This is a genomic window from Chryseobacterium sp. FW101-FHT12H09, assembly GCF_058790395.1.
Genome location: NZ_JBYTCP010000005.1, coordinates 1 through 15410 on the forward strand (window position 1 = coordinate 1; position 15410 = coordinate 15410).

Consider the following 15410-nt stretch of genomic DNA (forward strand, 5'->3'; position numbering starts at 1 on the left):
TATTTTTCTAACCTTCAGTCCTATTTACTTATCGTCTGCGCTACCTACTATCTCTCGTTTTCAGTGGGGCAAAAGTAGAAACTTTTGATATATCTACCAAGCTTTTCACAAACTTTTTTAATGCAAAATATATAACTAACTGACTTTCGGCATTAAAAATTTTAATCAAGATCTCAAAACGTACAAAAAATAAGACGACTGGCACATCTTAAGCTATCCAAATATAAAAAACTGACCTAAAAAAGTCAGTTTTCATATACTATATTATATGTATTAATAATGATGAACTATGTACTCATTCTCAAATGAGCCATCATCATAGAATTTTAATATGGCATAACCAAGGAGGTGTTTCCTGATAATAGAAGGGTTTCGCGGAATGTTTATCACCTTCACCCCACCAAAATCCAGACATCGCGCCATTACAGAAATAGTATACATCATTATACCAGGCTCTGTCTAGCAGGTGCTGATGCCCACTAAGGCATCCTTTTACTTTATCTCTATGTTTATAAAAAAGATCTTTAAGGACTATGTGGTCTTTATGCTGTCCTCCTTCCCAGGTTCCGGCAACAGTAAGTATAGGATAATGCGACATGATCAATACATATTCCCCCTGAGGAATATTATAAATTATATAATGGAGTTGCTGCATCGTGTTTATATTCCATAACAGTTAATGGATCAGTTACCAGCTCCGGTAATTTCCCAACCGTTCTACTAGGCAGTATTGGTATTCACAGATACATTTAACTGTCCTCCCTTTGCTAACTGTCCTCCTTTTGCACTTTTAGTCGTGATTAATACGACTCCAAATGCTGCTCTTGCTCCATATATTGCAGCTGAAGATGCATCTTTAAGAACTGATACGTTTTCTATATCTGCAGGATTCAATCTTGGGAGCTCTTCACCACTATAAGGTACATTATCTACTAATATCAAAGGCCTGCCTCCGTTCATACTGGTAAAACCTCTTATATTAAAGTTCGCTGCTGAAGTAGCCCTTCCATTATCAATAGTAATATTAAGGTTAGGAATAAGTCCTTGAAGTCCCCCTCCAATATTGATAATATGTCTGTTTTCAAGTTTCTTGGCTGAAATCATATCTACCGCTCCGGTAAGATTAATTTTTTTTGCTTTCCAAAGCCTACAACCACTACCTCATCTATATCTTTAGATATGGCAAGTGTATCCGTTTTTGGAGAATTTTCTTTCTTTACACGTTTTTAAACCAATGCAAGTAGATTAAGGTTTCTGAATAGAATAAGAATAGAATAAAAATAAACCCCGAACTAAGTCGGGGTTTATATATTTAGTGTCCAAAAATGTCTTTCAGACCTATTTCTTTAAATGTTCCCATTTCATTAACGGCTTCCATATTCAGGTTTTCTTTCTTCCCGATAATAGCTGTATTAAAATGCAATGGTTTTATCTCTGTTTGATAGAATTTTTTTACAACTGCAAAGTCCAGGCTTTGGATCTGTTCATAAATATCTTTTCTGAAATCGTGAGCAACTCCTATTTTTTTTAACCTTAATGTATTAAAGAAAATATTTGTTCTTGTTACTCTTGTTGAAGCAATCTGCTTCATGGCAGTATTTTTAGCATTCTCAAATTGAATGGATACCTCTGGAAGATCGTTCATCAGTTCAGACATGGTATCTACGGCAATTTGTAATTTATCCGGTTGCGTTCCAATATAGGTTGAAACATAATCCGGATGTCCCAATTCTGAATTAGCTGAATAGGAAACATATGCTGAATAGGCTAAACTTTTACTTTCGCGGATCTCCTGAAAAACAATAGACGACAAACCTCTTCCGAAATATTCATTGAAAACATTGATCTTCCCAAAATTCAAAATATTGACATTCTTTCCTTTGCCGATTTTACTCATTTCCATCTGCACCATATCGTAATTTGTGAAGTAAACATTTCCCTTGGTTTCTGGCTCAGGGTATTCTTTAGGTTCAGGAATTGCAAGACTTGATACCTCAACATAGTGATCAATATAATTTTTGAAGTTTTCATAGTTTTTCCCGTAGAAAAATAACTGATAAGGAAATTTGAATAAGTTTTTCATCCGATCAGTAAATTTCTCTACGGCACTGCTTTCCAACTCTTCTTTAGAGATAACATCTGTAAAACGTGAGAATTCTCCCAATTTTGTATAATTCGTTAAAGCTGTCATGATTCGGTTTTTATCCTTTTTCACGGCTTCACGATTTTCTAAAACCGTTTCTACAAACTGATGATAGACTTCCTGATCAGGTTTTATATTCTGCATCCAATGCTGGAGGAGTTCAATTCCCTGTTGAATGTTTTCTTCCAAACCACTTAATGAAATTAAAAGCTGATCATTGGTCGTTTTGAAATCATTACTCACTCCTATTTTAAAGAATTCTTTCTTCAAGTCTTCAGGTGAATACTTATCGGTTCCTAAATACTGAAGTAATTGTGTTGAGATTCCTAAATCACGTTCATTATCACTTCCAAAAGGAAAAATAAAATACGCTTGCGCAATATCATTATATTTATTCTTAACGAAACTCAGCTTTTTATCTTTAACAGTATCTGTTAGGATCTCTTTATCATAATCAATAAACTCCGGTTGAATATCTTCAGTTTTTTCCGCTAAAATCTGTTTTAAAAACTCTGACTGTGCTTCTCTATTAATTTTAATTGGCGTAATTCCAGGATTTTCAACCCTAATCAGTTTGTCATTAACTCCTTTTTCTTTGTTGATAATTACATAATTATCAACAAAGAAATCTTTCGCAAAATCTACAACATCTTGTTTAGTAAATGCAGCATATACATCCATTTCATTAAGTTCCTCCGCCCAGGTTCTTCCTTTAATATAGGTATCATAAAGATTTGTTGCCAAGCCATCTGCTGTCTCCAGCGCTTTCATTCTCTGAAGCTTGAAATCATTAATAATAGCCGGAAGCATCCAATCCGGAAATTCTCCTTTTTTTACCAGTTCGATTTGCTCTAAAACCATATCCTTTGCTTCATCCAAAGTCTGCGTCTCCTTAGGAACCGCTACAATTGAAAAATAGCCATATTGTTTTAAACCTACAGAAAAGGCTTGTGCCCACAGCATTCTTTGAGTTTGATTAATATGGAGATCCAACAATCCGGCCTCTCCTCTATTACTCATAATGTTAGCTGTAATATCAGCCAACATTGCTTCCTTAGTTCCATAACTATCCGTTCTCCAGGCCAATTGGACTCTTGGAGTCGTAGGGCTTTTTACCGTTCTTTTTACAATTGCTGTAAGTGGTTTCTCAATAACAGACGTTTTCTTTGGTAATTCCTTGTATGGAATAGCTCCAAAATATTGATCAATAAGCTGAATAGCATCTTCAAAAACCAAATCCCCAACCATGACCATAGCATAATTATTAGGAACATAATATTCATCAAAATATTTATGAATTGCCTTCATAGAAGGGTTCTTTAAATGTTCCGGCTTTCCTAAAGTAGTTTGCTGACCATTAGCATGCGTTGGAAAAAGTGCATCCATCAGTTCATAATTCACAAGCCTTGAATCATTATCCTGAGCTCTGTTAAATTCTTCATATACAGATTCCAATTCTGTATGGAAAAGGCGTAAAACAACTTCCGAGAATCTCTCTTTCTCAACTTTCAGCCATTTTTCCAACTCGTTATTCGGAATATTATTCTTATAAACCGTTTCATCAAACCAAGTATGGGCATTGGTTCCGCTAGCTCCCAATGAAGAAATTACTTTATCGTATTCATTGGCAATAGCATATTGACTGGCTTCCTGAGATACCGCATCAATTTTTTTATAAATATCCTTCTTTTTTTCGGCGTCCGGTTCTGCTTTATGCTGTTCGTAAAGTTCTGAAATCTGATCAAGCAAAGCTTTCTCCTGAGTCCAATCCTGAGTTCCGATTTTGGAAGTTCCTTTAAACATCATATGCTCAAGGTAATGTGCTAAGCCTGTATTATCAGAAGGATCATTATTACTCCCGGTTCTTACAGGGATATAGGTCTGAATTCTTGGCGCATCAAAATTTTGAGCAAGAAAAACCTTTAATCCGTTCTTAAGAGTATACACTCTTACCCCGTTTTCATCGTGAGTGATGCTTATATATTCGTAGTTGTTTTTATCTGTATGAATCGTCTCCTTATATCTTTTGTCCGTCATATGTAAATTCATTTTCATTCTTTAAATAGAATGCCTTACAAATGTAAGGAATAGAAAAAGAAGACTTTCCAATTTTATTAATTTTTAAATCTATGGTGACGATTTATTATTCCAAATGAATTAACATTAATTTTTCGTATTTACCACAAAACTTAACGGAAAGCCTCTCATAGCCGGATTATCGTTAAAAATAATCACAATACAGTGAAAACTAATTGCAAATATTAACTTAAAATTACATTATCAATAATTATATTTTATTATTTTTATATAACCAACACCTAAGCATCCAAAATATTATGAGAAAAATTTTATTCAGCATTTTTTTGTTCATATTTATATTACATATGTGCAAAACGTCTCCATCTGTTTTTATAGACGCTTCACTATCAAACTTTCCAACCGTAAAAATCAAGGAAGAGAAAAAGGCTTTTCACATTTTCTCTCATGGAAGGCCAGGTGAACTTTTTATTAATGGACAATGGTTAGAAAAAGAGAAGATATTATATTTTTTAAAAGACAAAATAAAAGAGCAAAAAGAACTTCTTATTTACGGCTGTGAATTCGCAAAAGGTAAAAAAGGAAAAGAAGCTGTTCATTATCTTGAGAAAAAATTAAATATAAAGGTCTCAGCCTCTACGGATCTTACAGGTTTGAATGGCAATTGGACTCTTGAATATGGTAAAAGCCTCCAAACACTAAAATTATCAGCATATAAGGGAAGTTTACAATTAGATAATCTTCATTATCTTAATCCTATTGTATTTACCAATTATCCACTTGATATTACTCAGGAGTTCATTTATCTTTCTACACCATCCCTGTCAAATATTACAATTTCTGTCAATTACGCTTCAGGAAATGGTAATCCGAGAATGTCTGTTTTAGATATCAACAGTAATACCTCTGCAATTATCACTGACGGGTTGATTACGATAAGCAATACCCAGCCTAAAAGAATCAGTTTTATCAATCCATCCAATACCGTAATTACACCAGGACAATCTCCTATCACATTACCTTCTACAAGCGCAGGAACAATTATTTCCGGTGATACTGCAGGACTTGTATTTGCATCCACCGGTAATTTTTATGTTAACTATCGGGGGCGGCAGACCAATCATGCAGGAACAGTTCTTACCAAGGGAGAATCAGCTTTAGGAAAAGAATTCAGATGGGGAGGCTCTCCAACGCAAAATCCCACAGCTACCGAAGATGTAGGTAACATCCTCTCTGTAATGGCCACTGAAGACAATACAAACATAGACATATCAGATATTAAACCTGGTGTGGAGTTCCTAAACGGTACTAATCCCACACCACTTATCGGCACTTCATTCCATAGAACCTTACAGAAGGGGGAAACATTTATACTTTACGCACCAGTAAAAACAGGTGGAATAACAATACAAGATACAGGATGGCTAGGATCAAAAATTATATCAAATAAAAACGTAAGTGTCGTTGTAGGAGGACTTATGATGTTAGGAGCTTCTGGCACAGCGAGAGATTTTGGTCTGGATCAGCTTATTCCCGTTAATCAAATAGGTGTTGAATACATTGTTATGCAGGGAGCAGGTGGAAATAATGAAAGGTTAATTGTTGTAGCAACTGCGGACAACACTACTATTACTTTAAATGGATCTCCTACCCCTTTATTAACATTAGCAAACGCCGGGGATTATGCCGTTATCAATGCAGCTGGAAACTTTAATGCAAATGGGAATTTATATCTGAAAGCCAGTAAGCCATCCTATGTATTTCACAAAATATATGGGAGTGCTGGAGGTGCTACCAATAATATTGTTCTGGTCGCCCCATTATCGTGTTTTGGTCAGAATGAAATTGATCTGATTCCCGATGCCCATAAAATTGGCAATACCGGTTATGCAAATACCATATTATCAATTCTTACGACGGCAGGAAATACACCTACTGTTACCATTAACGGAAATGCTGTTGTGCCTTCTCAAAGTGCAGGAACAGTAGATGGAAACAGCACCTGGGTAAGTTATAGATATCCGATAGGAGATGCAGTAAATGATGTAAAAAATGTAAAAGTAACATCCACAGGAACTATTCAGGCGGATCTGCTGGGAGCTGATACAAATGCTGGTTTCGGAGGTTATTTTTCTGGTTTTGGAACCACTCCGATTGTAACCATCTCACTAAGCACTCCTTATCCCCAGGCTTGTATAGGACAATCTATTTTATCTGTTCCTACAGGTTTGGGTACCTACCAGTGGTATAAAGATGGAGTCCTTATTCCGGGAGCAACAAACAATACTTACACATTGCCTATTACAGATATTTCCCCTGCCGAATACAGTATTATAGTAACTACGCCCGGAGGATGTACTATTAGTTCTAACTTCGTTAAAAGTGACACATGTCCTTGTTCTAAGCCCGGCACAACCGGTACTCCCAACTCTGGAACTAAGTTCGGCATATCGATTAGAAATGCAAGAAGTTCGAGTAACTGGCCTCATGACGTTAACAATGGATTTGTAGCTCTGGAAGGTAATAGCAAAGGTTTTGTTATTACAAGGATCAGTAATCCTGAAACATCGATCACACAACCGGTGGAAGGAATGATTGTTTATGATACAGATGACAGCTGTATTAAGCTTTATAATGGAACATCTTGGAACTGCATACAACAAACCTGTAATTAATATGAAAAAGCTAATATTATTAATATTTATACCTGTTGCGTTAAACGCACAAGTTGCTATAGGAAAAGAACAAGTAGATGGAAGTGGTATTTTAGATTTTACTACGGGAACTACTAATGGGATCATCTTACCTCAGGTATTGGATAGTGAAACCATGACTTCTACGGAGCCCGGAACATTGGTTTTCGATTTAACCACATCCAGAGTAAAATATTTTAATGGTGCATGGGTAGATCTTTCTGACAAAACGGGAAGCAGCCCTACCCTTATTACTGGAAATGATATTACCGATCGTGGGGTTATTATTGGAGCTGCCTCTTCAACTGCAAATGGAGTTTTGGTTTTAGAATCAGCTGATAAAGCACTTATTCTTCCTAAAATAACAGATCCTGTAACGAATGTAAAATCTCCAGTTGCGGGAATGATCTGCTATGACCCTACTGCCAAACTTATTTGTGTTTATAATGGTAATGAATGGTTTTTCTGGAAATAAAACTCATTAAAAAATAAGAAAAATATAAACCTTTATCGAATCTGGTAAAGGTTTTTATTTAGGAATAGTTTTTTTGTTATTTTCTATTTGGTTTTATCTAATCTTATCTAAAATATCAGGAATATTCGGTTTGTATCTTGAACTTTGTTTAAGTTTGCATAAGGTTTTACCTAAAATATATACCATGTCCGGAAATATTCTTATCATCGATGATGAGCTCAAACTTCTCAAACTTTTGGGAATGATCCTTTCTCAGGAAGATTTTAATGTAAAAGAAGCTTCTACCGCACGTTCTGCTATGACGATGCTTGAACAATATGAGTTTGATGTTGTTTTAAGTGATGTCAGACTTCCCGATGCATTTGGAGTTGAACTTGTAAGATCCATCAAAACAAAATATCCACATCAGGAGATCATTTTGATGACCGCTTTCGGGAATATTACTGATGCTGTTCAGGCCATGAAGAACGGAGCTTATGACTATCTGGTAAAAGGAGATGATAACGATAAAATTATCCCTCTGGTGTATAAAGCTTTGGATAAAGTAAAAGATAATAAATCTAAAATTGTTCAGAAAAGTGATATACAAAAGGGGTTCGATCAGATTATAGGAAGCTCTTCTGCCATTCTTCAGGCTAAAAAACTGGCTGAAAAAGTTGCTTTAACAGATGCTACTGTACTGTTGACAGGAGAGACGGGAACCGGAAAAGAGGTTTTTGCCAATGCCATTCATGAAGGAAGTGATAGAAAGAAAAATAATTTTGTCGCCATCAACTGCTCTGCATTCAGTAAAGAAATTCTTGAAAGTGAACTTTTTGGCCATAAACAAGGATCTTTCACAGGAGCAATTAAAGATAAAAAAGGATTGGTAGAAGAAGCCAACGGCGGTACTTTATTTTTAGATGAAATCGGAGAAATGCCTATTGAGCTTCAGGCTAAATTACTTCGTGTACTTGAAACCCACGAATTCATGAAAATGGGTGAAACAAAAGTTTCGAAATCAGATTTCAGATTAATTGCTGCAACAAACAGAAATCTGGAAGACGAAATCAAACAGGGAAATTTCAGGGAAGATCTGTATTTCAGACTGAATGTTTTTGAAATCAACCTCCCTCCACTTCGTGAAAGAAAAGAAGACTTAAAAGTATTAGCGAAAAACTTCGTTGATATCTTTTCACATAAACTTCACCTCACTTCTGTAGAGGTTTCGGCAGATTATTATAAAACATTAGAAAAAAACGACTGGAAAGGAAACATCCGTGAGTTAAGAAATACGATAGAAAGGAGTTTAATTTTAATGAATGACCATACTCTGGATGCTGAAAGCCTTCCCCATTATTTAGAAAAAGTAACGGGCGACAAAGATTCTTTAAGCATCAGGTCTTTAGAAAAAGAACACATCCAGAAAGTTCTGCATTACACCAAAGGTAACAAAGCTGAAGCCGCGAGACTGCTCGAGATTGGTATTGCCACTTTATACCGCAAGTTGGAAGAGTATGGATTAAGATAAATACTACCTTATCATTTTAATAAAGAGCCTATCATTTTGATAGGCTTTTCTGTTTTTGGCAGGTTCTCAAATAGCACACAACACTCTATTACAAAGCAACTTAACAAAAAAAACAAAAAAATGGATTCTTTTTTGGCATTAGAGATATAGAATAAAATATTTTAAAATGACTATTTCAAAAAAAACATTCAAAAAACGAGATCATTCGAAGTTGAGCTTCCTGATCGTGTCGTATGTACTGTTTACCCTTTTAACTTTAATTGTAACGCTATGATGTTGGTAATTTTATTAGTACTGAGTGCCATTTTATTTTGGCTTTTGTATAAATCCGTTGAATTTTTTGATAAAATATAAAGCTATGTGGAGTTTATTTTTTCTTTCAATACTAGCCTTTGTGTATATCTGCTATGTTTTAATAAAACCTGAAAAATTTTAATCAGCCATGAATACAGAAATTTTAGGCATCGTAGCGATGTTCGCAATCACATTGGTAATAGGGATATTTTTAGGTAAATATATTGCTAATGTCTATGGTCATAAAAAGACTTTTTTAGATCCTGTTTTTCAGCCTCTTGAAAACTTTGTTTATAAGATATCAGGGATTAATCCTAACCGTCAGATGAATTGGAAACAGAATATGTTTGCCATGCTGACGATCAATCTTGTTTGGTTTGTCATTGGATTTTTTATCCTGCTCAACCAATCCTGGCTTCCACTAAATCCCGATGGAAATCCAGATATGTCACCCGATCTTGCTTTCAATACAGCAATTTCTTTTTTAGTGAATTGTAATTTACAGCATTATTCCGGAGAAACGGGAGTAAGTTATTTAAGTCAATTATACTTAATGTTCCTTCAGTTTGTAACTGCTGCAACGGGAATGGCAGCTATGGCTGTACTTTTCAAAGCGTTTAAGGAAAAATCAACGTCGGAATTAGGAAATTTCTTCGATTTTTTTACAAAATCTATGGTCAGAATATTAATTCCGATCAGTATTATTGTTGCTTTTATTCTTTCTGCTAATGGAACTCCTATGACTTTTGAAGGTAAAGATCATATCACAACCTTAGAAGGTCAAAAAGTAGATGTTTCAAGAGGTCCGGCTGCTGCTTTTGTTTCTATTAAACATTTAGGAACAAACGGAGGTGGTTTTTTTGGCACCAACTCAGCACATCCACTTGAGAACCCTAATTATATGACGAATATGACAGAGATGATCGCTCAGATGATCATTCCGTTCGCATTGGTTTTTGCTTTAGGATTTTATTTAAAAAAGAGAAAACTTTCCTGGACAATATTTACGGTAATGACCATCGGTTTTCTGGCCCTTACTATTCCTAATGTTATTAATGAAACAAATGGCAACCCACTCATTACACAAATGGGTACTGATAGTCATTTAGGAGCTATGGAAGGTAAAGAAATTCGTTTTGGAAGCGCTGCATCAGGTTATTGGAGTATTGCTACGACGGTAATTTCTACAGGTTCTGTAAATGCCATGCACGACAGTACCATGCCTTTATCAGGAATGAATCAGCTTCTTGCCATGATGATCAACTGCTTCTACGGAGGTTGTGGAGTTGGTATACTGAATTACTTCATATTCATTATTCTCGCTGTATTCATGAGTGGGCTGATGGTAGGAAGGACACCAGAGTTTATGGGTAAAAAAATCGAGGCTAAAGAAATGAAAATTGCAATGATCGTTGCCTTATTCCACCCTTTCTTAATTCTTGTCGGAACAGCTCTAACCGCTTACCTACCAGAATTTGGAGCCAAAACATTGAATAATCCGGGATTCCATGGATTCAGTGAGATGTTGTACGAATTCACTTCTTCTTCCGCCAATAACGGATCAGGATTTGAAGGGTTGGGAGATAATACACCATGGTGGAACATTTCTACAGGAATTGTGCTTTTACTTTCAAGGTTTATTCCAATTATAGGTCCTATTGCTATTGCTGGGTATCTGGCTGAGAAAAAATACATTCCGGAAAGTGCAGGTACTTTGAAAACAGATACTGCAACATTTGGATTCATGACTTTAGCCGTAATCCTACTTATTGCAGCCTTATCTTTCTTCCCGGCACTTACATTAGGGCCAATCGCAGAACAACTTCAATATTTTTCTAAATAAATGAAATTAAAATCAATTGTAAACCATTAAGGAATTCAGGATACTAAGAACTCAAAACTAGTTTATAGTTCATAAAACATTCACTTGAAAAATATTATCCATTTCAAATCTTAGGTCTTCTATCAACCTTAATGGTTCACGTTGGTTTCAAATTATATAACTCTTTCAAAAAAATGAAAAATCAATCACAAACATTGTTTCAAAAAGATTTGGTAAACGAAGCTATCAAACAGTCTTTCGTAAAACTGAATCCGAAAATTATGTTTAAAAATCCCGTCATGTTCCTGGTTGAAATTGGAACAATCATTATGTTTATTGTGAGCTTATTTAGCTTAACGGGAGACAAAACACAGGGAAGTTTTTCCTATAATTTCTTAGTATTCATTATTTTATTTTTCACGGTCTTATTCGCCAATTTTGCTGAAGCTATTGCTGAGGCAAGAGGTAAAGCACAGGCAGACACCCTTAGAAAAACCCGTGAAGAAACTCCTGCTAAGCTGATCATTGATAATAAGCCGGGATTTCAGGTGGAAACGACATTAAAAATGTCTGCCGAAATGAAGCTTGGTGATATTTTCTTTTGTGAAGCGGGTGATCAGATCCCTATGGATGGAGAGATCATCGAAGGTCTAGCGACCATAGATGAATCTGCAATTACTGGAGAAAGTGCACCGGTCATTCGTGAAGCTGGCGGAGATAAAAGTTCTGTAACCGGAGGTACAAAAGTACTTTCAGATCGTATTAAAGTGAAAGTAACCACAAAACCTGGAGAATCTTTTCTTGATAAAATGATTGCCCTTGTTGAAGGTGCTTCACGACAAAAAACACCTAACGAAATCGCATTAACTATACTTTTAGCAGGGTTTACCCTTACATTTATAATTGTTACCCTTACTTTAAAACCTTTTGCAGACTACGCGCAGACACCGATTACCATTGCGGCATTTATATCACTTTTCGTTTGTCTGATACCCACAACGATCGGAGGTCTGCTTTCTGCAATTGGAATTGCCGGGATGGACAGAGCCTTAAGAGCAAATGTTATTACCAAAAGTGGTAAGGCAGTAGAAACAGCGGGAGACATTGATGTTTTACTTCTTGATAAAACAGGAACGATTACCATCGGTAACCGTAAAGCAACACAATTTCACCCAGCTAACAACATTAAACTGGAAGAGTTTATTAAAGCTTCTGCACTAAGTTCAGTAGCTGATGAGACTCCGGAAGGAAAATCAATTATTGAATTAAGTGAATTAAAACCTCAGGATTTATTGGTTCCCAGCCCTACTTATATCGAATTTACCGCTGAAACAAGAACTTCAGGAATTGATTTCGAAGATACAAGAATCAGAAAAGGAGCTTATGACACCATTAAAAAACTGACTGAAAAAGCGGGAAACATCTTTCCTCAGGAAACTCAGGATGCCACCACAAAAATTTCTGAAAACGGAGGAACTCCATTGGTTGTTTCTGTAAATGAAGTGGTTTGGGGAGTGATTGAGCTTCAGGATATTATTAAAACCGGAATTCAGGAACGTTTTCAGCGTTTGAGAAAAATGGGTGTTAAAACGGTGATGGTGACCGGAGATAATCCTTTAACAGCCAAATTTATCGCAGAAAAAGCTGGTGTTGATGATTTCATAGCTGAAGCTAAACCTGAAGATAAAATGAACTACATCAAAAAAGAACAGCAATCCGGAAAGTTAGTTGCGATGATGGGAGATGGAACAAATGATGCACCCGCACTTGCTCAGGCTGATGTAGGTGTTGCAATGAACAGTGGAACGCAGGCTGCAAAAGAAGCGGGAAACATGGTTGACCTTGATAATGACCCTACAAAACTAATTGAGATTGTAGAAATAGGAAAACAGTTATTAATGACACGTGGAACCTTAACCACTTTTAGTATTGCCAATGACGTTGCTAAGTATTTTGCCATTATTCCGGCACTATTTATCACTTTCATTCCAGCTCTTCAGAAGTTAAACATTATGAACCTTCACAGCCCTGAATCAGCCATATTATCGGCAATTATTTTCAATGCGATCATTATTCCTATTTTGATTCCGCTGGCTTTGAAAGGGGTTGCTTATAAACCGATCGGTGCAAGTGCCTTGTTAAGAAGAAATCTCTTGATCTATGGTGTTGGAGGGATCATCGCTCCATTTATCGGAATAAAAGTTATCGACCTATTCATCAGTTTATTCTTTTAAAAAATTAAAAAAAATGAAAAATTATATTTTATCAGCATTGAAACTGACTTTTGTAATGCTGATTCTTGTAGGGGTTTATTTGATCTTTGTTTATGCAGGCTCAAAAGTATTACCTACTCAAGGAAATGCAGAAATCATCAATCATAATGGTCAAAAATTCTACGCTAATATCGGACAGGATTTTAAGTCTCCAAAATATTTTCACGGTCGTCCATCCGCAGTTGATTATAATGCAGCAGGAAGTGCAGGAAGCAACAAAGGACCTAGCAATGCAGAGTATCTTGAAACAGTGCAGAAAAGAATTGATACTCTGAAAATGCAGAATCCAGAAATGAATACCATCAAAGTTCCTGTAGAATTGGTTACAGCAAGCGGAAGTGGATTAGATCCTGATATTTCTGATGAAGGAGCTCTTTATCAAGTAAAAAGAATCGCTAAAGAAAGAAATCTTCCGGAAGCTAAAATTGAAAGTCTTGTGAAAACAAATACTGAAAAACCTTTTATAGGACTTTTCGGACCTTCAAAGGTGAACGTATTAAAACTCAATATCGCTTTAGATCAATTAAAATAAAAAATATATTCATTTTCTTTTTGTCTTAAGAAGACCCATCTGGTCAAATAAAATTCAATAAGAAAACTTCAATTAAAAATGAATTCTGTTTCCTACAATTCTACATGGACGGGCATCAAAACTTTCAAGTTCAAATAGATCCCGTTTCCTAATCATAAAACATTCTTATTGTTAACAGAATTCATTTTCTTATCATCCTTTTTAAGTGGAAAGTTGTTTCCACATATTACTGCAACACATTATTATCAATATTTATATAATGAAATCAAAAACTTTTCAAGCAGCATTTTTCTTAGGACTTACTGCTTTAAGCCAAATCAACGCCCAAGAAATTAAAAAAGATTCAGTTTTAGGCAAACCTAAAGATTCCTTAATTACAAAAACTGAATCCAGAATTCCTTTTGATGGATATGATCTTACCTGGATCAACGGTCAAAATCGTCAGACAGACTTTCCTTTAACCTTAAAAGACAAAGATGGAGAAACTATACTTACTGGTGTAACGTATGTAGATGCCTATTACAATTATGATTTTAACCGTCCAAAAGACAATACACATACGATTTCCTCAGCCATAGGACGTTCAAATGAAGTAACCATTAATATGGCGAGTATTGGTCTGGAAACCAATTATAAGAATGTGATTGGCCGTTTGTGGCTACAATATGGACAGATGGGTTCTATTGTTCAGGACCTCGATGGTACTGTGAATCACGGTAAAAATACAAGCGGAGGCAACTTAAAAAACATTCGTGAAGCTTCTGCAGGGTATCATTTCGATGTGATGCATGGTTTGAATGTAGAAGCCGGTATTTTCATGAGTTATATTGGGTTGGAAAGTTACGTTTTAGGAGAAAACTGGAACTACCAGAGAAGTTTGGTGTGTGATTTTACTCCTTTCTACTTCCAGGGAGCAAGAATTCAGGCTTTTCCTTCAAAAAAATTCAAAACCGAGATTTGGGTTCTCAATGGATGGCAGACTTATAATTCATGGAATACAGGTCTTGGATTAGGAGTTTCCAATTATTACCGTCCTAATGAAAATTTACAATTGGTAGCCAATTTTTACCTTAATGGAAAAGATACCAGAAACAATCCCGGAGTTCGCCGATTTCACCATGATCACAGTATTGTAGCCAGATATTACAAAAACAAAGAAAGTAAGGGATTATCTCAGGCAGCATTCAGTATCAATAACCATTACGGATTTCAAAGTGGTGGTGGTATAAAGGCTAAGGACAACTATATGATCGGTACTTCTGTCGCAAACAGACTTTGGTTCCACAACAATAAAATTGCTTTAACCCTAAGAGCAGATGCGGTTTCAAATCCGGGTGCTTATTTAGCATTTACTCCTTCTCCTGTTGCTCAGAATGATTTTAATGATGCCATTGCTTCTGGAGAAAAACTTAAAATGTTCCAGGGAACAGCAACCGTGGATATTATGCCTAATCAGTTTGTAACATTCAGATTGGAATATGGATTCAGAAAAAGCAACATCCCTTATTTTGCAGGAAGAGATGGAACAACCAGTCCGGACGGATGGATAGACACTCCTATTGAATCCTGGAGACCTGATCTTAGAAAATCTGACAGCAGGTTTACATTAGCTGTAATGTTCAGATTGTAAT

At 35.8% G+C, this 15410-nt stretch carries 9 protein-coding genes and 1 pseudogene; 7 read left to right on the top strand and 3 right to left on the bottom strand.

Features of this window, described 5'->3' with window-relative positions; all coding sequences use genetic code 11:
• Positions 1–316: 316 nt before the first annotated feature.
• The 3 genes and pseudogenes from AC3WRL_RS18925 to AC3WRL_RS18935 all read right to left on the bottom strand — a co-directional run bounded on the left by AC3WRL_RS18925 (position 317) and on the right by AC3WRL_RS18935 (position 4192).
• Complete coding sequence (locus AC3WRL_RS18925) at positions 317–655, bottom strand: hypothetical protein (RefSeq protein WP_492331023.1); 339 nt, start codon at positions 653–655, stop codon at positions 317–319.
• Positions 630–1181 (bottom strand): annotated as a pseudogene (locus AC3WRL_RS18930) (TonB-dependent receptor plug domain-containing protein); the annotation flags it as partial. The gene AC3WRL_RS18925 and the pseudogene AC3WRL_RS18930, both read right to left, overlap by 26 nt.
• A 131-nt stretch (positions 1182–1312) precedes the next feature.
• Positions 1313–4192, bottom strand: coding sequence for a M16 family metallopeptidase (locus AC3WRL_RS18935; RefSeq protein WP_492331024.1), 2880 nt, complete (start codon positions 4190–4192; stop codon positions 1313–1315).
• A gap of 335 nt (positions 4193–4527) precedes the next feature.
• Here AC3WRL_RS18935 and AC3WRL_RS18940 point away from each other — a divergent pair, with 335 nt between their 5' ends.
• The 7 genes from AC3WRL_RS18940 to AC3WRL_RS18970 all read left to right on the top strand — a co-directional run bounded on the left by AC3WRL_RS18940 (position 4528) and on the right by AC3WRL_RS18970 (position 15409).
• Complete coding sequence (locus AC3WRL_RS18940; protein ID WP_492331025.1) at positions 4528–6855, top strand: DUF4347 domain-containing protein; 2328 nt, start codon at positions 4528–4530, stop codon at positions 6853–6855.
• Position 6856: 1 nt separating this feature from the next.
• Positions 6857–7348, top strand: coding sequence for a phage tail-like protein (locus AC3WRL_RS18945; RefSeq protein ID WP_492331026.1), 492 nt, complete (start codon positions 6857–6859; stop codon positions 7346–7348).
• Between the two features lie 184 nt (positions 7349–7532).
• Positions 7533–8858, top strand: coding sequence for a sigma-54-dependent transcriptional regulator (locus AC3WRL_RS18950; protein ID WP_214829187.1), 1326 nt, complete (start codon positions 7533–7535; stop codon positions 8856–8858).
• Positions 8859–9300: 442 nt separating this feature from the next.
• Positions 9301–10995 carry a potassium-transporting ATPase subunit KdpA gene (gene kdpA, locus AC3WRL_RS18955; RefSeq protein ID WP_492331027.1) on the top strand — a complete coding sequence of 565 codons (1695 nt, stop codon included), beginning with the start codon at positions 9301–9303 and terminating at the stop codon, positions 10993–10995.
• A gap of 173 nt (positions 10996–11168) precedes the next feature.
• A complete protein-coding gene (kdpB, locus tag AC3WRL_RS18960) occupies positions 11169–13208 on the top strand; it encodes a potassium-transporting ATPase subunit KdpB (RefSeq protein ID WP_214829178.1) in 2040 nt (679 codons plus the stop codon).
• Between the two features lie 13 nt (positions 13209–13221).
• Positions 13222–13779: a potassium-transporting ATPase subunit KdpC gene (kdpC, locus tag AC3WRL_RS18965; RefSeq protein ID WP_492331028.1), complete on the top strand. Its 558-nt coding sequence runs from the start codon at positions 13222–13224 to the stop codon at positions 13777–13779.
• A gap of 259 nt (positions 13780–14038) precedes the next feature.
• Positions 14039–15409: an outer membrane beta-barrel protein gene (locus AC3WRL_RS18970; protein ID WP_492331029.1), complete on the top strand. Its 1371-nt coding sequence runs from the start codon at positions 14039–14041 to the stop codon at positions 15407–15409.
• The last annotated feature ends 1 nt before the right edge of the window (position 15410 follow it).